This window comes from Nocardia sp. 852002-51101_SCH5132738 (assembly GCF_001665695.1).
GTDB lineage: Bacteria > Actinomycetota > Actinomycetes > Mycobacteriales > Mycobacteriaceae > Nocardia > Nocardia nova.
On sequence record NZ_LZML01000217.1, the window covers coordinates 29,308 to 46,997 of the forward strand.

Genomic DNA, 17,690 nt, shown 5'->3' on the forward strand with positions numbered 1-17,690 from the left:
ACGCCACATGAAATTTGGCGTGGCACATAGACTCTTGCCCATTCAGGGTTTACCGTGGTACCTAGTCGGTCCGACGACGGGCCATTAGTCTGCGGAGGATTCAATGAACAAGGCGGAACTGATCGATGTTCTGACCGAGAAGTTGGGTACTGACAGGCGCACGGCCACTGCGGCAGTCGAGCACATTGTCGACACGATCGTGCGTGCGGTGAACAAGGGTCAGAGCGTCACAATCACCGGATTCGGTGTATTCGAACAGCGCAAGCGGGCGGCACGGGTGGCGCGTAATCCCCGAACCGGCGAGACGGTGAAGGTGAAGCCCACTTCGGTGCCCGCGTTCCGCCCGGGTGCGCAGTTCAAGGCGATCATCTCGGGCAAGCAGAAGATCGCGGCGGCCGGTCCGGCCGTGAAACGCGGTGTGGCAGCGCCGGTGTCGGGTGCGGCGAAGAAGGCCGCCAAGAAGACCACGGCCAAGAAGACCGCCGCGAAGAAGACCACGGCGAAGAAGGCGGCCCCGGCCAAGAAGACGACCGCCAAGAAGACGGCCGCGAAGGCGCCTGCGAAGAAGGTGACCACGGCGAAGAAGACGGCTCCGGCCAAGAAGGCTCCGGCCAAGAAGACTACGGCCACCAAGGCGACAGCCAAGAAGACCGCGGCCAAGAAGACGACCGCGGCCAAGACCGCGGCCAAGAAGGCTCCTGCCAAGAAGACCGCTGCCAAGCGCACGGCGACCAAGCGCACCACGCGGCGATAGCGAGTGACGCGACGACAATGACCCCGGTCCTTTCGGTCCGGGGTCATTGCGTTGTCGGGTTCGACGCGTTTACGGGTCGACCGTGTTTTCTCGGATTCAGTGGGTACGCAGGGACCGATCGAGATGATCGGCGGCGACCAGCCGTCCGTCGGCGATCGACAGCACCCAGACGCTGCCCTTGCGGTTCCGGGCCGGCGGCAGGGTGAGACCGTCGTCGTCCGCCCAGCGCTGCAGCAGATCCGGAATGACCTTGCCCTGACTGCACACGAGCGGAACGATGTCGGGCGAGACCAGTTCCCGCAGCCGGTCCACACCGGCCTGCGGTGCTGCGGCATAACCGCTTTCCGACAGCAGCGGCTCCAGGGTGATATCGAGGCCGAGGGCCTCGGCGACCGGCGCGACGGTCTGCACACAGCGCAGCGGAGGCGCCGAATGGACCGCTCCCGGCCCGAAGGCGAGCAGATTCGGCGTCAGCACCTCGACCTGTGCGCGACCGGCCTTTTCCAGTGGCCGTTGGTCGTCGGGACCGGTGAATCGGTCGCGGCGGCCCGCTTTCGCATGCCGCACCAGCACCAGGGTCGCGGTGTCGGGCGGCAGGCGCAGGAAATTGCGGATGATTCGGCGATCCATCGGGTAGGAGAGTTGGTCCATCACCCGGTCCACCCGGTGCCACCGCAGCTGGTCGACTTCGGAATTGGTGACGAACTCGCCGCCGACGGGTGTGGCCGCCCAATAGTCGACACGCTTGAGTTTGCGATGTCCGGGCACCGGATATGTGACCCGACCGAGATAGCGCCCCAGACGGCAGTTCAGGCCGGTTTCTTCGGTCACTTCGCGCACGGCCGCGACCATCGCGGTTTCGCCCGGGTCGAGCTTTCCTTTGGGCAGCGACCAATCGTCGTATTTCGGCCGGTGTACGAGGGCCACCTCGACCGGTCCGCCGTCGCGGGGCCGCCGCCACACCACGGCGCCGGCGGCGATGATGTTGGCGGTCACCCGCGGATCCGAGATGGTGTCGCCCGAGCCGCTCTCACCTGTACCCACCTCGTCGTAGCTGATCGAACCGCCGGTGTCGCCGAGGCGATCGAGGGCGGTGGCGCCGTCGTCCGGGGACCGATCGAAATCTCGTGTCGCCGAGGATTTCACTGCTGATCCGGCCTCCGCAGTCGCATGAGGAACTCCTGATGGTCGCGCACCTGCACGCCGCGGCTGTCGGCGTCGGGGCTCGGCTGGGCCGCCCAGCTGCCGTCGGGCTGCAGCACCCAGCACCGGGTCGCGGGATCGAGTGCGGAATCGAACACCACCGCCAGCCGCTCGCGCAGCTTCGGATCCTTCACCTGCGCCATGACCTCCACGCGCCGGTCGAGATTGCGGTGCATCATGTCGGCACTGCCGATCCAGTACTCGTCCTGGGCCTGGAAATGCAGGATGCGCGAATGTTCCAGGAAGCGGCCGAGAATCGAGCGCACCTCGATGTTGTCGCTCATCCCGGGCACACCGGGCCGCAGCCCGCAGATGCCGCGCACCACGATCTGCACCGGAACCCCGGCCTGGGACGCGCGATAGAGCGCGTCGATGATCTGCTCGTCGACGATGGCGTTGGCCTTGAGGCGAATACGGGCCGGCACGCCCTGGGCGGCCAGCTCGGTCTCGCGGCGGATCCGCTCCACGATGCCCGAGCGCACGCTGCTCGGCGCGACCAACAGGTTGCGGTAGTTGGCCTTTCGCGAATAGCCGGTCAGCGAGTTGAACAGGTCGGTCAGGTCGGCGCCGATCTCCGGTGCCGCGGTGAGGAGTCCGACGTCCTCGTAGAGCCGCGCGGTCTTCGGGTTGTAGTTGCCGGTCCCGATATGGCAGTAGCGGCGGATGGTGGCACCCTCGCGGCGCACCACCAGACAGGTCTTGCAGTGCGTCTTCAGGCCGATGAGGCCGTAGACCACGTGCACGCCCGCCTGCTCCAGCGCGCGTGCCCATTTGATGTTGGCCTGTTCGTCGAAGCGGGCCTTGATCTCGACCAGCGCGACAACCTGTTTACCGGCCTCGGCGGCGTCGATGAGCGCGTTGACGATGGGAGAGTCGCCGGAGGTGCGGTAGAGGGTCTGCTTGATGGCCAGCACCTGCGGATCGGCCGCCGCCTGCTCGATGAAACGCTGCACGCTGGTGGAGAACGAATCGTAGGGGTGATGCACCAGCACGTCGCCCTCGCGCAGGGCGGCGAAAACGTTTCGCGGCGTTTCTCTTTCGCCGAACGCGGGCGGTGTGGCCGGAACGTAGGGCGCGTCCTTGAGCAGCGGCCGGTCGACGCCGTAGACCTGCCACAGGCACGACAGGTCGAGCAGACCGGGCACCTGGATCACGTCGCCGGGGTCGACGTCGAGTTCGCGCAGCAGCAGTTCGAGCATGTGCTCGGTCATATCGTCGGAAACTTCCAGGCGCACCGGCGATCCGAAGCGGCGACGGGCCAGTTCCCGTTCCAGGGCCTGCAGCAGATCCTCGTCGCGGTCCTCGTCGACCTCGAAGTCGGCGTTGCGGGTGATGCGGAACGAATGGTGTTCCACCACTTCCATTCCCGGGAAGAGCTGATCGAGGTGGGCGGCGATCAGATCTTCCATCGGCAGGAAGGCGGCCAGCCGGGGGACAGCGGTGATGTCGGAATCTCGGCGGGCGCCGGGGGTTTCGTTGAGGGTGCGGCGCACCCGGACGAAGCGGTCGACGTTGTCGGGCACCTTCACACGGGCGAAATGCTCACCGCCGGTCTCGGAATCCTTCACCGTGACAGCCAGATTCAAACTCAGGCCGCTGATGTAGGGGAAGGGATGGGCGGGATCGACGGCGAGCGGGGTCAGCACCGGGAACACCTGGTCGAGGAAGTAGCCGGACAGGCGGCGGCGTTCGTCGTCGTCCAGATCGGCCCAGCCGATGATGGCGATACCCTCGTCGGCCAGTGCCGGGCGCACCTGGTCGAGGAAGACCCGCGCATGGCGTCCGGCCAGTTCCTGGGTGCGCTCGGCGATGAGGGTGAGTTGTTCGGTGGGGGACAGGCCGTCGGCGGAGCGGACCGAGAGTCCGGCCTCGGCGCGGCGTTTGAGGCCGGCCACCCGCACCATGTAGAACTCGTCGAGATTCGAGGAGAAGATGGCCAGGAATTTGGCGCGTTCCAGCAGCGGTTCCGAGGGGTCCTCGGCCAGGGCCAGCACGCGGGCGTTGAAATCCAGCCAGCTCAGTTCTCTATTGAGGTAGCGATCGGCGGGCAACTGTGCCGCGGCGGCCGTGGTGGGCGGTGGCGTGGCCGCCGGCGGGGCCGCCGGTAGCCGGGGCTGTTGCGGGACGGTCTCCGTTTCGCTCACGCTCACGATCATTCCTTACGGCTCGGGTGGTGTCGCGCCCGACACCACCGTTGTGCGGCCTCTCATCGAGGCCTGGCGATCATCTAGCACACATGTGACGGTGCGGCACACCTCCGAATGAGGTTCTCGTGAACACCTACCGGCCAGCCGATGTCGCGCACCAGCGCCGCGGTGGCCGTGCCGACCCCGAGCGACAGCGCGCGGTCGAGATCCTCGGCGGTGTCGACGTCCAGGCGCAGACCGGGCCAGTGCCCGCCCACCTCGACCGCACCCGATTCGCGGTGGCGGCGCGCGGAATCTGCGCCGAAGCGGGGCATCAGGGGCGCGGAATCGGCCGTCGCCGACGGTGCGAGCGAATCCGGCGCGTGGGTGTGGCCCGCCGCGCGGACGAGCAGGGCCGCGGTGCCCCGGCCGGTGTGGTCGACGATCACGGAGCGGCCGCTGCCGGGGGCGGCGGCGAGCATCGATCGCAATTCGTCGGCGTGCACGGCCGGCAGATCGGCCTGCAGCGCAAGCAGATCGACGGCCCCGTGGCGCTCGCGCACGGCGGCGGCGGCCGAGGCCAGTGCGGTGTTCAGGCCGTCGCTGTCCGCGAGCGGCCGTGCGGTTTCGGCGGGCGCCGGTGTATCGGGGAGGGCCGGCGCGGACGGGTCCGGATGGACCGTCGCACCGAGCTCGCGCACGACCGTCGCGACGCGCTGGTCGGGTGTCACCACCGTGACCGAGCCCAGTCCGGCGGCCAGGGCGGCGGCGACCGTATCCGACAGCATGGCCAGCACCAGCCGCGAGCGTTCACCGGCCGGCAATCGGTCGGCGAGTCGGCTCTTGGCTCGGTCGAGGTGCTTGACCGCGATCACGGCGTGGACGGCATCCGGACGCATGCGTTCATGGTCGCACGTTCCGGGTGGTCGCAGGCTGCGAGCAGTGACCGATCGAACACGCGAACCCCCGAGTACCGGATACTCCCGCGGCGGCGAGTGGCATATTGAAACGATGACGAGGGCGGCAGTGATGGGTGCGGGATCCTGGGGTACCGCATTCGCGAAAGTGCTCAACGACGCGGGTACCGAGGTCACGATGTGGGCGCGACGGTCCGAGATCGCGAAGGCCGTGGCGACCGAACATCGCAATCCCGCCTACCTGCCCGACGTGTGGCTCGACGGGATCGCGGCGACCGACGACTACCGGGTGGCCCTCGACGACGCCGACATCGTCGTGCTGGCGGTTCCGTCCCAGTCCTTGCGTCCCAATCTCGCGCACTGGCGCGCGGCGATCCGCTCCGACGCGACGCTGCTGAGTCTGGCCAAGGGCATCGAGACCGGAACCCTGATGCGGATGAGCGAGGTCGTCGCGGAGGTGACCGGCGCGGATCCCGGGCGCATCGCGGTGCTGTCGGGCCCGAACCTGGCCCGCGAGATCGCCGCCGAACAGCCGGCCGCCTCCGTGGTCGCCTGCTCCGACGCCGCACGCGCGGAGGCGGTGCAGCATTCCTGCGCCACCGGCTATTTCCGGCCCTACACCAATACCGATGTGATCGGCTGCGAGATCGGCGGCGCGTGCAAGAACGTGATCGCATTGGCCTGCGGGATCGCCGCGGGCATGGGACTGGGCGACAACTCCGTCGCCAGTCTGATCACCCGCGGGCTCGCCGAGATCATTCGACTGGGTGTGGCCCTGGGTGCGAATCCGGTCACGTTCGCGGGTCTGGCCGGCGTCGGCGATCTGGTGGCAACCTGCACCTCGCCGCTGTCGCGCAACCGGTCCTTCGGCCATGTGCTGGGCGCGGGCGGGTCGATGCGGGCCGCGCAGGACGCGACGCACGGGCAGGTCGCGGAGGGTGTGAAGTCGTGCACCTCGATCCGCGCGCTGGCCGAGACCCACCATGTGGAGATGCCGCTGACCACCGCGGTGCACCAGGTCTGTCACGAGGGGCTCGCGGTTTCCGATGCCGTCGGGCAATTACTCGGTCGGCGGATCAAACCGGAATGAATGATTTCGGTCCGGCCGGGGTACGGTTCGGACTATGACAAACCGGATCAGGGTTGCGGTGGTGTTCGGTGGCCGCAGCAACGAGCACGCGGTGTCGTGCGTTTCGGCCGGCATGGTGCTGACCAACCTGGATCCCGAACGCTACGAGGCGGTGCCCATCGGCATCACCCGCGAGGGCGCCTGGGTGCTCAGCGGCGCCGATGCGCGCGCACTCGCCATTCGCGAACGCGCGCTGCCCACGGTGGACTCGACCGGCACCGTGCTGACCCTGGCCGCCGATCCGAGCCGCTCGGGCGCCCTGGTCGCGCTCGACGGCGCCGAAGCGGTGCTCGGCGTGGTCGACGTGGTGTTTCCGGTGCTGCACGGGCCGTGGGGTGAGGACGGCACCCTGCAGGGGCTGCTGGAGCTGGCGGGGGTGCCCTACGTCGGCCCCGGCGTGCTGGCCAGCGCCACCGGCATGGACAAGGAGTTCACCAAGAAACTGCTTGCCGCGGAAGGACTTCCGGTCGGCACGCAGGTGGTGCTGCGCCCCGGCGCCGACACCGTGAGCGAGGCCGACCGGGACCGGCTCGGCCTGCCGGTGTTCGTCAAACCCGCGCGCGGGGGTTCCTCGATCGGCATCACCAAGGTCGAGGACTGGATCGATCTCGATTCGGCGATCGTCGCGGCTCGTCTGCACGATCCGAAGGTGATCGTGGAAGCCGCCATCGTCGGACGCGAAGTCGAGTGTGGCGTGCTGGAATTCCCGGACGGCCGGGTGCAGGCCAGTGTGATCGCCGAGATCCGGATGCCGGGCGACGACGTTTCCGAGAGCGAAACCGCTTCCGGCACACCGCAATTCTACGATTTCGACACCAAATACCTCGACGACGTGTGCGAGTTCGATATTCCGGCCAAGCTGGACGACGATATGTCGCAACAGATCCGGGAGCTTTCGGTGCGGGCGTTCCGGGCGCTGGACTGCCAGGGGCTGGCTCGGGTCGACTTCTTCGTCACCGAGTCCGGACCGGTGATCAACGAGATCAACACCTTGCCCGGATTCACCTCGATCTCGATGTATCCGCGCATGTGGGATGCCACCGGAATCGACAATCGCACCCTGATCACCACGCTCATCGAGACGGCACTGACCCGGGGCACCGGACTGCGCTGAGCGGCGGCGCGGCCCGCGTAATCTGGGTGGGGTGATGCTCGCGATGACTCTGCCCGGGTTGGCGCTGCTGATCATCGCGGTCGCCTTCGCCGAGGTGGGCTACCGGAAGATGACCGGCCGCGCCGCGCTGCCGTGGATGCGCGATTCCACCGGGCCGAGTGCGGCGGGTATCGGATTCGAGCAGTTCGACGCGTTGTTCGACGCGGGCAAACGGCACGAATTCGAGGAGCGGCAGACGGTTCTCATGCACCGGGAGAATACGGGGGACGGGACTCCCGGTGAGATGGAGATAGATCTGAGCACCGGCCGGGCCCGCCTGCCGCGCGCCTGATCCGCGTCACCGCCCGGACCGGCCGACCTGTGCGGCAACGGCTTTCAGTTCGGAACAGGGTTCGGATCGAGCGGCTTCGCCGGCACGGTCTTGGCGATCGTATTCGAAATCTCCTGCAGCGGAGAGGGTCCCGCCTTGGCGGGCATGGTCACGGCGACATAGGTGCCGCGGTCCACCGCGTACCAGGTGCCCGACGTCACGCCGCTGGTCTGATCGCGCACCTCGAACCAGTTCACGCCGTTGACCACCTGCAGGGCGGACGCCTTGTTGAATTCCAGGGGCCGGTCCAGGCCGCAGCGCAGCACGATCGGATCACCGCCGCCCGACAGCTGCCAGGCCGCGGTCGCGGGCGGAGCCGGTTGGGCGAGTTCGGATTTGGTGTAGTCGTCGCCGAGTGACTCCGGCAGTGCGGCCAGCAGCGCGGTGCAATCCTGGCTCGACGCGGCCGGCGCCGGTACCGAGCCCAGCGCCAGCGGCTCGCGACCGGCGGACTGTCGCGACATGGCCGCGATGACGAGGACGACGACGATCAGCGCCACCGGAAGTGCGACGGCGGTCGCGATCAGCGCCGGATGCAGCTGCGGGCCGGAGTCGTCGGAGGCCTGCTCGGCGGTGGATTCGGTGTCCGACGAGGCATCGCGGTCGGAATCGCCGCGTTCGGTGGGTTCGGACTCGGCCGGCTGCGACTTCGAAGACTCGGCCTCATCGGACTCGCGGGTCTCGGCCGCGGCCGGCGCGGAGTTCTCGGGCCGGTCGGTAGCGGGTTCCGGGTCGGCCGCGGCCGGGAGGCCGGGCTGGGACTCCGGTCGGTCGGGCTGCGGGGTGTCCGCTGTCGGCCGGTCCGTCTCGCTACTCATCCGGGATTCGTCTCCACTTGTGCCGGGCTGGCGTCGCGCCCGGCTGATTGTCTGGGAATACGTGTTCGAGGGTATCGAACGGCCGTCGGCGCGCTCCCGCGGCATCCGGGCGCCGCCGCGCCCGAGGGGAGGCCACAGCGGGCCGGTGCGGCAGCCCGGGCACAGGGTAGCGTCGGAGTGTGGTGTCCCCGGTGACGTGACCGGGTGTGAAGAAGGAGAGCGACATCACCGAGAGCGGCCCGCGCACCGTGCGCGACCTGGGCGAATTCGCATTGATCGAACGGATGAACGCCGGGCGTTCGTTCGGTGGCGGCGTCGAGCTGGGGCCCGGCGACGATGCGGCGGTGGTGGCGGCCCCGGCCGGGCGCTACGTGGTCAGTACCGACATGCTCGTACAGGATCGGCATTTCCGGCTGGACTGGTCGCGGCCGGAGGACATCGGGGCGAAGGCGATCGCGCAGAATGCCGCCGACGTCGTCGCGATGGGTGCCGCGCCCAGCGCGTTCGTGGTGGCGCTGGGCTGTCCCGCCGAGACACCGGTGGCGTTCGTCGACGGATTGGTCGACGGTATGTGGGCGGAGGCGCGGCGGGCCGGGGCCTCGATCGCCGGGGGCGATGTGGTGCGCAGCCCCCAGGTGGTGATCTCGGTGACCGCGTTCGGTGATCCGCGAGGCCGGACCGTGCTGCGCTCGGGGGCACGCGACGGCGATATCGTCGCGGTCGCCGGCCGGCTCGGCTGGTCGGCGGCGGGACTGGCGGCCCTGTCGGCCGGTGCTGCCGGCGCCGAGGGGTTCGCCGATGTGATTGCCGCCCATCGGGTTCCGCGACCGCCGTACTCCGCCGTGCTGGAGTTGACGGACGCCACCGAGATCACCGCGATGACCGATGTCTCCGACGGACTGCTCGCCGATCTGTCCCATATCGCCGAATCCTCCGGGGTGGCGGTCGATGTCGACTCTGCGGCCGTGGCGGATCCGGCGCTGTCGCCGGTCGCGGATGCGCTGCACGCCGATCCGCTCGGCTGGGTGCTCACCGGCGGTGAGGACCATGCCTTCGCCGCCACCTTCGAGGCCGGTACCGCGATCCCGCCGGGCTGGCGGGCGATCGGCCGGGTGTGCACCGGCTCCGGCGTTTTCGTCGACGGAGCGCGGTGGCCGGGGCCGCTGGGCTGGGAGTCGTTCGGAGGGGGCGAACAGCATGCGGTCCGATGAGGCGACGGCGGGTGGTCGGCGTGACGACGCCGAGCCGCGGCGACTATCTTTTCCCGACATGGGCGCGAAACCACTGCCGCAGATCATCGATACGGGCTGGGCCGAGGCATTGGAACCGGTGGCCGACCGGATCACCGAGATGGGCGAGTTCCTGCGGGCGGAGAATGCCGCCGGACGTGGATACTTCCCCAAGGGAGAGAACGTCTTACGCGCCTTCACCCGCCCCTTCGACAAGGTGCGCGTGCTGATCGTCGGACAGGACCCGTATCCGACCCCCGGTCATGCGATGGGCCTGAGTTTCTCGGTGGCGCCGGATGTTTCGCCGGTACCGCGCAGCCTGGCGAACATCTTCTCCGAGTATTCGCGCGACCTCGGCCATCCGACCCCGTCGTGCGGTGATCTCTCGCCGTGGTCGGATCAGGGTGTGCTGCTGCTGAACCGAGTGCTGACGGTCTCGCCCGGCCAGCCCGCATCGCATCGGGGCAAGGGCTGGGAAGCGGTGACCGAGCAGGCAATTCGCGCGCTCGTGGCCCGCGAGCAGCCGCTGGTGGCGATTCTGTGGGGCCGCGACGCCTCGACGTTGAAGCCGATGCTCGGCGATGTCCCGATCATCGAATCCGCCCATCCCTCACCGCTGTCGGCCTCGCGCGGTTTCTTCGGATCGAGGCCTTTCTCCCGCACCAACGAATTGCTCGGTACATTGGGGGCCGCCCCGGTCGATTGGCGCTTGCCCTGACCGCGGCGTAACAGTTCGAGCGAAACAGGAGCAGATGCATGCAGATCACATCCGTGCGCGGTGCCGTAGTCGCCGTCGCCGCCGGTGCGGCGGTCCTCGGCGCACCCGCGATAGCGCAGGCCGCGGGCCTGCCGCTGGAGCCGGCCACCCCGCAGGAAGAGGTCACCACTACTCAGCACGCGGGACCGGTGCTGGCCCTGTGGGATCCGCAGACGGGTTCGTCGTCGCTGTCGTCCAACGTCAATGCGCGCGGTCTGTGCATCTTCCAGAGCATCAGCGCGCAGGGCGGACTCGACTGCTTCAACGGCGCCCAGTAATCGGGCGGCGGGCGATCATCCGGATCTCGCTCGCCAGGGAGAACGGTTCGATTCGGCGGGCCTCGTCGGCGGCGAATCCGAACTTTCGATAGAAATTCCGGGCGCGTGGATTCTCCTCGAACACCCATAACGCGGTGTCGGTGTCGGGGAGGAGAATCGCACGCAGCAATTCCTGCGCGATTCCGGTGCCGTATCGGTCGGCTCGGACGTAGAGCGCATACAGTTCCCGATCGGCGACGCGCGGTTCGTCGCGAGGCGGGCCGGCGTGTGCGAATCCGAGGACGCGATCGCCGGGGGCGCGGGTGTCGTCGAGGGCCAGCACGATGGTGTGGGTCGTTCGGTCCGCCGCCGCGCTCTCGTCGATCGAGTCGATGAGCGCGGCCCACCGGGCGGCACGGCGGTCGACGTCGAAGGCGGCGAGCACGTGGTCGGGCACCAGGCCGCGATAGGCCTCCCGCCACGATTCGATATGGCAGATCGCCAGATCACGGGCGTATTCGGTGGACGCCGCCGCGATCCGCGGGCGGTGCGGGTTCACCATCGCGTCCCGCCGGGTGACGACATGACGCCGGGTGACCACATGACAACGCCCCGGTCACCCTGTGGGTGCGCCGGGGCGTCGAAGATGTCTACGCAGCTCAGCCGCGAACAACCTTTCCGGCCTTCAGGCAGGAGGTGCAGACGTTCATGCGGCGGGTGTTGCCGGGGGCAACCTGCGCACGAACGGTCTGGATGTTCGGGTTCCAGCGACGGTTGGTGCGCCGGTGCGAGTGCGAAACCGACTTACCGAAGCCGGGGCCCTTGGCGCAGACGTCGCAGACGGCAGCCATAGTCGCGAGCTCCTTCATGTCATGGGGGACCGCTGTCGGGGAGACAGCCTGTCCGGAAACTTTATCCTCAATGCCTACCAGCGCTACCGCCGGTCAACGCGACCGGGCAGCGGCCGCGTGAGGCAACCCTGCAAGAGTAGCGGCCGGTCGTATTCGATGTCCAATCGCCCCGGGGGGCGCCGCGTGCGCCGATCCGCGGACGCGTCGCCGGCGCCGCCGGATCCCCGTCCTCACCGGGCTTCGCGTGTCGAGGCTGTCGGTGTGGACGACTACCCTGGCTGGCGGGTTCGACGGTGTGATCGCGGTGGCGGGAAGGACGGTGACGTGCGCGGGGTCCGGGAGAGGCTCGATGCGGCCGCACTGCGGCAGTGGGGCGCGCTGTGTGTGGAACACCTGCTCGCCCATCGCGAGGAGATCAACGCGCTGAACGTCTTCCCGGTGGCCGATTCCGACACCGGAACCAATCTACTCATCACCATGCGCGCCGCGCTCGCCGCGACGGAGATGCCCGGCGATGCCGATCCGCCCGACGACGCCGATCCGCCCGACGATGCCGCCGATCTGCTCGCTGCCACGGCCCGGGCCGCGACCGCCGCGGCGTGCGGAAATTCGGGCATCATCCTGTCGCAGGTCCTGCGGGGGCTGGCCGAATCGGCCGATCGCGACGGTCTCACCGCGGCCACGCTGCGTACCGCGTTGCGCCGGGCGGCGGTACTGGTCCGGGGATCGCTGAGCGAACCGGTCGAGGGCACCATGCTCACCGTGCTGGAGGCGGCGGCGGATCGCGCCGAGGACTGTGCGGAGGAGACGGTCGCCGCGGTGGCCGTGGCCGCCGCCGACGGCGCGGTGAAGGCGCTCGGCGAGACCCCGTCACAACTGGTGGTGCTGCGTGCGGCCGGTGTGGTCGATGCCGGGGCGCGCGGGCTGCTGGTCCTGCTGGACGCCCTCGTGGAGGTGTGTACCGGGAGCGCACCGGCGCGTCCGGTCTACCGGGTGACCGATTCTGCCCCCGCGCAGCGGGCCGCCGGGCCGGCGCGACGCGATGCTCCTGATGTCGATTCGCCGACCGCGCCGACGAACGACACTGCGGCACAGGCGGATTCGCCGGTTCGCCCCGAGGAGATCCGGCCGGAGGCGCTCGCGGGCGGCGGCTCCGCCGCGAGTCGCGGGGCACCGGCGGGTTTCGATCGCGCGCACATCACGAGTGTGCGATCGCGAACGAACGATGCTGCGCTGCCGATGATCTCGCCGCAGAGCGAATCCGGCACGGAAGCCGTCCGGCATGCCGGGGCGGAGTCGGGCCGGCGAAATCGGGCGAGCGTGCCGCAGTACGAGGTCATGTACCGGATCGGCGAGACCGATCCGGCGCGCATCGACCGGCTGCGTCGCGACCTTGCCGCGCTGGGAGATTCGGTGGTCGTCGTCGGCGACGGCGAGGGCAGCTGGTCGGCGCACGTGCATTGCGCCGATGCCGGCGCCGCGGTGGAGGCGGGTCTCGCCGCCGGCGCCCTGGGCAATATTCGGATCGAGGGGTTGTTCGGCACGTCCGTTGCCGCGCAGGGACAGTCCGATCGAGGCATTCTCGCGATCGCCACCGGCGCCGGGGCGGTGCGTCTGTTCGAGGACTCCGGTGCCGTGGTGCTCACCGGTGCGGTGACCGCCGACCGGCTGCTGGCCGCCATCCGCGCGATGCCGCAGCGGGAGGTGCTGGTGCTGCCCAACGGGGCGCTGCCCGCGCCGGAGCTGGTGGCGCTCGGTATGGCCGCCCGGGACGGGTGGCGCGAGGTGATGATGCTGCCCAGCGGCTCCATGGTGCAGGGGCTGGCGGCCCTCGCCCTGCACGACAGCGGCAGCCTGGCCGTCGACGATGCGCTGACGATGTCGCAATCGGCGGCCAGCACCCGGTGGGGTGCGGTCCGCGTCGCCACCGAACGCGCGCTGACCATCGTCGGCACGTGCGAACAGGGCGACGGTCTCGGCCTGGTCGGCCACGACGTGGTCGTCATCGATCCGGACCTGCGCCGGGCCGCCCGCACCCTGCTCGATCGCATGCTCGGGCTGGGCGGGGAACTGGTGACGCTGCTGCTGGGCGCGCAGGCGCCCGCCGGATTGGCGGACGAACTCACCACACACATCACCACGGAATTTCCCGGCGTCGAAGTCGTCACCTACGACGGCGGACAGGCCGTGGACCTGGTCCAGATCGGGGTGGAGTAGATGGCGACACTGAGCGACCGGCTCGACCATGTGCTGGGGGTGAAGGCGGCCGAACCGCTGGCCGACGCCTTCGATATGCATATCGTCGAGGATCTGCTGCGCCACTATCCGCTGCGCTATGCCACCCAGGGGCAGCCGCTCACCGAGGAGGCCCCCGAGGAGGGCGCCCACATCACGGTGGTGGGCCGGGTGAGCAAGACCGAACTGCGGCCGATGCGGCAGCGCCGCGGCAAACTGCTCAAGGTGGAACTGGACACCGGCTCCGCGAAACCGGTGGAGATCACCTTCTTCAACGGCGACAAGGTGAGCTACCTCGTCAAACAGGGCGTCCGGGCCATGATGTCGGGCACCGTGCACTGGTGGCGGCCGGATCGCTGGAACCTGTCGCATCCGTCGTATCTGATCCTGCCCGAGACCGCCGAATCGGTGGACAGTCTCACCTCCGTGCGCGGCGGCGGCGCGCTGCGCGGTCTGGCGGAGAGCGCGAAAGGCGCCGGGGGAGTGGATATCTCGTTCTTCGAACGGGAATACATTCCGGTGTATCCGGCGACCGCCAAGGTGCAGAGCTGGGACATCCTGGCGTGTGTGCGGCAGGTGCTCGACCAACTCGATCCGATCGACGATCCGCTGCCGCAGGATCTTCGCGAAGACCACGAACTGCTCCCCGTCTCGGATGCGCTGCGGCTGATCCATCTGCCCGAACGGAAATCCGATATCGACCAGGCCAGGCAGCGGCTGCGTTTCGACGAGGCGCTGGCACTGCAGCTGGTACTGGCCCAACGCCGCCACGACGCGGCCGGGCGCACCGCGCGGCCGTGCGCGCCGCGTTCCGACGGCATCGCCGCCGAATTCGAACAGCGCCTTCCGTTCGAGCTGACGGCCGGCCAGAACAAGGTGATCGCCGAGATCTCCGGCGACCTGTCGCGCCCGCATCCCATGCACCGGCTGCTGCAGGGTGAGGTCGGTTCCGGTAAGACCATCGTCGCCCTGCACGCGATGCTGCAGGTGGTCGACGCCGGACTGCAGTGTGCGCTGCTGGCACCGACGGAAGTCCTTGCCGCCCAGCACTATCGGTCGCTGCGGACCATGCTCGGCGATCTCGGTGCGGCGGGCGAACTGGGCGCCGCCGACCGGGCCACCAAGGTGGTGCTGCTGACCGGTTCGATGTCGGCGAGTGCGAAGAAGGCGGCACTGCTGGACGTGGTGACCGGGACGGCCGGCATCGTGATCGGCACACACGCGCTGATCCAGGACGCGGTCGAATTCTTCGACCTCGGCATGGTGATCGTCGACGAACAGCACCGCTTCGGCGTGGAGCAGCGAGATGCCTTGCGCGCCAAGGCGAAAGACGGCATCACCCCGCATCTGCTGGTGATGACCGCGACGCCGATTCCGCGCACCATCGCGATGACCACCCTCGGCGATCTGGAAACCTCCACCCTGACCGAGCTACCGCGCGGACGCTCACCTATCACCACCCGAGTAGTGCCCGCCCGGATGAAACCGGCGTGGGTCGAACGCGCCTGGGAACGGATCCGCGAGGAGGTGGCGGCGGGCCGGCAGGCGTATGTGGTGTGTTCCCGCATCGGCGACGAGGAAGACGACGGCGCAGCGAAGAAGGGCGCCAAGTCGAAAGGCAAGAGCCGGAAGCAAGCCGACGACGACACGGGCGAGGCGCCGACCACCCACGCCGCGATCGACGTGTTCGAGACGCTGCGCACCGGGCCGCTGGCCGACCTGCGGCTGGGCTTGTTGCACGGGCGGCTGCCGACCGACGACAAAGACCGCGTGATGCGCTCGTTCAACGACGGCGATATCGACGTGCTGGTCTGCACGACGGTCGTCGAGGTCGGCGTCGACGTGCCCAACGCGACCGTCATGGTCATCGTGGACGCCGATCGGTTCGGCGTCAGCCAGCTGCATCAGCTGCGCGGCCGGGTGGGCCGGGGCAAACATCCGGGTCTGTGCCTGCTCATCACCGAAACCTCGCCGATGGGCACGGCCATGGCGCGGCTGGAGGCGGTGGCCGGCACGCTGGACGGCTTCGAACTGTCGGTGCTCGATCTGCGACAGCGCCGGGAGGGCGATGTGCTGGGTTCCGCGCAGTCGGGTACCGCGCGCAGTTTGAAACTGCTCTCGCTGCTCGACGATCTCGACGTCATCACCACCGCCCAGGTGCTGGCGCGGGAGGTCGTGGACGCCGATCCGGGGCTGACCGACCATCCGGGCCTGGCGAATATGATGCATGCCGCCGTCGACTCCGAGCGGCTGGAATATCTGGCGAAGTCCTGATCACCGGACCGCGGGCGGATACGGCAGATCGACGCTGGAGTTCTCGGTGACCGCCAGCGGGCGGCCGATCTGCGGGAACGCGCGCTGCGGACAGGCGGGCCGCTCGCACACCTTGCATCCGGCGCCGATCGGCACCGCGGCGGCCGGTTCGTCGAGTTGCAGGCCTTGCGAGTACACCAGCCGATCGGCGTATTCGATATCGCAGCCCAGCCCGACCGCGAATTCCTTGGTGGCGGTGCCGAAGCCGTGCGGACTGGGATAGGTCGTGCGCGCGATCCACAGATAGCGCCGGCCGTCCGGCATGGCCGCGACCTGCGTGAGGATCCGGCCGGGATGGGAGAACGCCTCGTGCACCACCCACAGCGGGCAACTGCCGCCCACCCGGGAGAAGTGAAACGCGGTGGCGGACTGGCGTTTCGAGATGTTGCCCGCGCGGTCGGTGCGGACGAAGAAGAACGGCACCCCGCGCTGTCCCTGCCGCTGCAGGGTGCTCAGCCGATGGCAGACCGTCTCGAAGCCGACCTCGAATCGCAGCGAGAGCAGGTCGATGTCGTAGGACAGTTCCTCGGCCGAGCGCAGGAACTTTCCGTACGGCAGCACCACCGCACCCGCGAAATAGTTGGCCAGCCCGACCCGGGCCAGGGCCCGCGATTCACCGACGAGCGACGGGGTGGCGTCGAGAACCTCGTCGAGCAGATCGCCGTGCAGCAGGAAGGCCAGTGTGGTGGCGATCTGGAATGCCCGCTGACCGGGGCGCAGCCGGCGCGCGAGGATGAGGGTGCGCGTCTCGGGGTCGTAGCGCCGCTTCGGGATGGCCGGATCGGCGCCGTCGCCGCGGACCAGCACGGTGACACCGGCCCGCTCCTCGGCGACGCGCGCCAGTTGGCGATCGATCGATCCGATGGTCAGACCGCATTCGTCGAACAGCCGTTCGGCGGCCAGATCCAGCTGGGGAATGTGGTTGTGGTGGTCGTAGAAGAAGTCACGCACATCTTCGTAGGGCATCGGGACACCGGGCGCACCGGTGGGGGTGGCGACCTTCGACGACAAGAGATCGAGCTGATCGGTGGTAGCGCGCAGACGGCGATGCATGGCGACGATGGTCTTGGCGACCTCCGGTAGCCGGGTGGCGAGATCCTCGACCTCCGCGGCGGGCGGGGCGGTACCGCCGGCCGCTTCCACGAGCACCTCGTGCAGGTCCGAGACCAGCCGCGCGTCGGAGTCGGCGGCGAAGAACTGCACATCCAGATCGAAGGTCGAATTGAGTTTCAGGAGAACGGGAATCGTCAGAGGCCGCTGGTCACGTTCGAGCTGATTGAGATAGCTGGGCGAAAGCTCCAACGACTTGGCCAGGGCGGCCTGGGTCATCCGTCGTTCTTCGCGCAACCGCCGTAACCGGGCACCCGCATACATCTTGCGCACGCCGCAGATGCTACCTTCACGCCTTCGCAATCATTGCAATTTCGCTACTAGGCGCGCACAAAAATCTGCTGCTGCAAGGAGTTTTGATCAACTTCGATGATGCGTAGCGTGCGAAGTATGCGGCCGGATCCGGTAGGCACACGATAGTGGAAGTGCTGCTCGGAGGTGGTGAACTACCGGGTGGAAAAGGTTGCCGGAAAAGCTGCTGGGCCCCGAATTTTTCCGGCGGGCCGT

General features: G+C 68.7%; 16 protein-coding genes. 9 read left to right on the plus strand and 7 right to left on the minus strand.

The annotated features are described in order from the left end of the window. The first annotated feature begins 103 nt into the window (after window positions 1-103). Window positions 104-754 (plus strand): HU family DNA-binding protein, encoded by a 651-nt coding sequence (locus tag A5789_RS34380; RefSeq protein WP_063015192.1) that lies wholly within the window; start codon window positions 104-106, stop codon window positions 752-754. Between the two features lie 96 nt (window positions 755-850). Here the strand turns inward: A5789_RS34380 and A5789_RS34385 are convergent, their stop codons facing one another. From A5789_RS34385 to cofC, 3 genes are all read right to left on the minus strand, one after another. Further along, complete coding sequence (locus tag A5789_RS34385) at window positions 851-1,750, minus strand: NUDIX hydrolase (protein ID WP_082941174.1); 900 nt, start codon at window positions 1,748-1,750, stop codon at window positions 851-853. A 146-nt stretch (window positions 1,751-1,896) separates the two neighbouring features. Beyond that, window positions 1,897-4,113 (minus strand): RNA degradosome polyphosphate kinase, encoded by a 2,217-nt coding sequence (locus A5789_RS34390; RefSeq protein ID WP_063015193.1) that lies wholly within the window; start codon window positions 4,111-4,113, stop codon window positions 1,897-1,899. Window positions 4,114-4,184: 71 nt separating this feature from the next. Continuing rightward, on the minus strand, window positions 4,185-4,982 hold the full coding sequence (gene cofC / locus A5789_RS34395) for a 2-phospho-L-lactate guanylyltransferase (RefSeq protein WP_064903896.1): 798 nt from the start codon (window positions 4,980-4,982) through the stop codon (window positions 4,185-4,187). A 112-nt stretch (window positions 4,983-5,094) separates the two neighbouring features. Between cofC and A5789_RS34400 the strand changes: the two genes are divergently transcribed. From A5789_RS34400 to A5789_RS34410, 3 genes are read left to right on the plus strand one after another with little or no spacing between them, the layout of a single operon-like run. After that, window positions 5,095-6,090 (plus strand): NAD(P)H-dependent glycerol-3-phosphate dehydrogenase, encoded by a 996-nt coding sequence (locus A5789_RS34400; RefSeq protein ID WP_063015204.1) that lies wholly within the window; start codon window positions 5,095-5,097, stop codon window positions 6,088-6,090. Between the two features lie 34 nt (window positions 6,091-6,124). Then, complete coding sequence (locus tag A5789_RS34405; RefSeq protein ID WP_064903898.1) at window positions 6,125-7,243, plus strand: D-alanine--D-alanine ligase family protein; 1,119 nt, start codon at window positions 6,125-6,127, stop codon at window positions 7,241-7,243. A gap of 34 nt (window positions 7,244-7,277) precedes the next feature. Further along, window positions 7,278-7,574, plus strand: a complete 297-nt coding sequence (locus A5789_RS34410; protein WP_227462704.1) for a DUF6191 domain-containing protein — start codon at window positions 7,278-7,280, stop codon at window positions 7,572-7,574. Between the two features lie 44 nt (window positions 7,575-7,618). On the opposite strand, the gene A5789_RS34415 is transcribed toward A5789_RS34410, so the two are convergent. Next, entirely contained in the window at window positions 7,619-8,431 is an 813-nt protein-coding gene (locus tag A5789_RS34415) for a DUF3515 domain-containing protein (protein ID WP_082941155.1), read from the minus strand. Window positions 8,432-8,715: 284 nt separating this feature from the next. Between A5789_RS34415 and A5789_RS34420 the strand changes: the two genes are divergently transcribed. The 3 genes from A5789_RS34420 to A5789_RS34430 are packed head-to-tail and all read left to right on the plus strand — an operon-like array spanning window position 8,716 to window position 10,695. Next, window positions 8,716-9,642, plus strand: coding sequence for a thiamine-phosphate kinase (locus A5789_RS34420; protein ID WP_228794139.1), 927 nt, complete (start codon window positions 8,716-8,718; stop codon window positions 9,640-9,642). A gap of 58 nt (window positions 9,643-9,700) precedes the next feature. After that, complete coding sequence (locus tag A5789_RS34425) at window positions 9,701-10,378, plus strand: uracil-DNA glycosylase (RefSeq protein ID WP_063015206.1); 678 nt, start codon at window positions 9,701-9,703, stop codon at window positions 10,376-10,378. Between the two features lie 38 nt (window positions 10,379-10,416). Beyond that, on the plus strand, window positions 10,417-10,695 hold the full coding sequence (locus A5789_RS34430) for a hypothetical protein (RefSeq protein ID WP_030513011.1): 279 nt from the start codon (window positions 10,417-10,419) through the stop codon (window positions 10,693-10,695). Here the strand turns inward: A5789_RS34430 and A5789_RS34435 are convergent. Further along, window positions 10,679-11,275, minus strand: a complete 597-nt coding sequence (locus tag A5789_RS34435; RefSeq protein WP_155525545.1) for a GNAT family N-acetyltransferase — start codon at window positions 11,273-11,275, stop codon at window positions 10,679-10,681. The two genes, A5789_RS34430 and A5789_RS34435, sit on opposite strands and share 17 nt — an antisense overlap. A 58-nt stretch (window positions 11,276-11,333) precedes the next feature. Then, a complete protein-coding gene (gene rpmB / locus A5789_RS34440; RefSeq protein ID WP_011210730.1) occupies window positions 11,334-11,525 on the minus strand; it encodes a 50S ribosomal protein L28 in 192 nt (63 codons plus the stop codon). Window positions 11,526-11,786: 261 nt separating this feature from the next. Between rpmB and A5789_RS34445 the strand changes: the two genes are divergently transcribed. Beyond that, complete coding sequence (locus tag A5789_RS34445; RefSeq protein ID WP_227462703.1) at window positions 11,787-13,742, plus strand: DAK2 domain-containing protein; 1,956 nt, start codon at window positions 11,787-11,789, stop codon at window positions 13,740-13,742. Continuing rightward, window positions 13,743-16,034, plus strand: a complete 2,292-nt coding sequence (gene recG, locus A5789_RS34450) for an ATP-dependent DNA helicase RecG (protein ID WP_064903902.1) — start codon at window positions 13,743-13,745, stop codon at window positions 16,032-16,034. On the opposite strand, the gene A5789_RS34455 is transcribed toward recG, so the two are convergent. Then, window positions 16,035-17,447, minus strand: a complete 1,413-nt coding sequence (locus A5789_RS34455) for a short-chain fatty acyl-CoA regulator family protein (RefSeq protein ID WP_051755208.1) — start codon at window positions 17,445-17,447, stop codon at window positions 16,035-16,037. It abuts the gene before it with no gap. Between the last annotated feature and the right edge of the window lie 243 nt (window positions 17,448-17,690).

Coding starts and splice junctions, on each gene's coding strand:
- A5789_RS34430 (WP_030513011.1), top strand. CDS start 10,417: ATGCAGATCACATCCGTGCGCGGTGCCGTAGTCGCCGTCGCCGCCGGT.
- A5789_RS34380 (WP_063015192.1), top strand. CDS start 104: ATGAACAAGGCGGAACTGATCGATGTTCTGACCGAGAAGTTGGGTACT.
- rpmB (WP_011210730.1), bottom strand. CDS start 11,525: ATGGCTGCCGTCTGCGACGTCTGCGCCAAGGGCCCCGGCTTCGGTAAG.
- A5789_RS34455 (WP_051755208.1), bottom strand. CDS start 17,447: ATGTATGCGGGTGCCCGGTTACGGCGGTTGCGCGAAGAACGACGGATG.
- A5789_RS34420 (WP_228794139.1), top strand. CDS start 8,716: ATGAACGCCGGGCGTTCGTTCGGTGGCGGCGTCGAGCTGGGGCCCGGC.
- recG (WP_064903902.1), top strand. CDS start 13,743: ATGGCGACACTGAGCGACCGGCTCGACCATGTGCTGGGGGTGAAGGCG.
- cofC (WP_064903896.1), bottom strand. CDS start 4,982: ATGCGTCCGGATGCCGTCCACGCCGTGATCGCGGTCAAGCACCTCGAC.
- A5789_RS34405 (WP_064903898.1), top strand. CDS start 6,125: ATGACAAACCGGATCAGGGTTGCGGTGGTGTTCGGTGGCCGCAGCAAC.
- A5789_RS34390 (WP_063015193.1), bottom strand. CDS start 4,113: ATGATCGTGAGCGTGAGCGAAACGGAGACCGTCCCGCAACAGCCCCGG.
- A5789_RS34410 (WP_227462704.1), top strand. CDS start 7,278: ATGCTCGCGATGACTCTGCCCGGGTTGGCGCTGCTGATCATCGCGGTC.
- A5789_RS34425 (WP_063015206.1), top strand. CDS start 9,701: ATGGGCGCGAAACCACTGCCGCAGATCATCGATACGGGCTGGGCCGAG.
- A5789_RS34415 (WP_082941155.1), bottom strand. CDS start 8,431: ATGAGTAGCGAGACGGACCGGCCGACAGCGGACACCCCGCAGCCCGAC.
- A5789_RS34400 (WP_063015204.1), top strand. CDS start 5,095: ATGACGAGGGCGGCAGTGATGGGTGCGGGATCCTGGGGTACCGCATTC.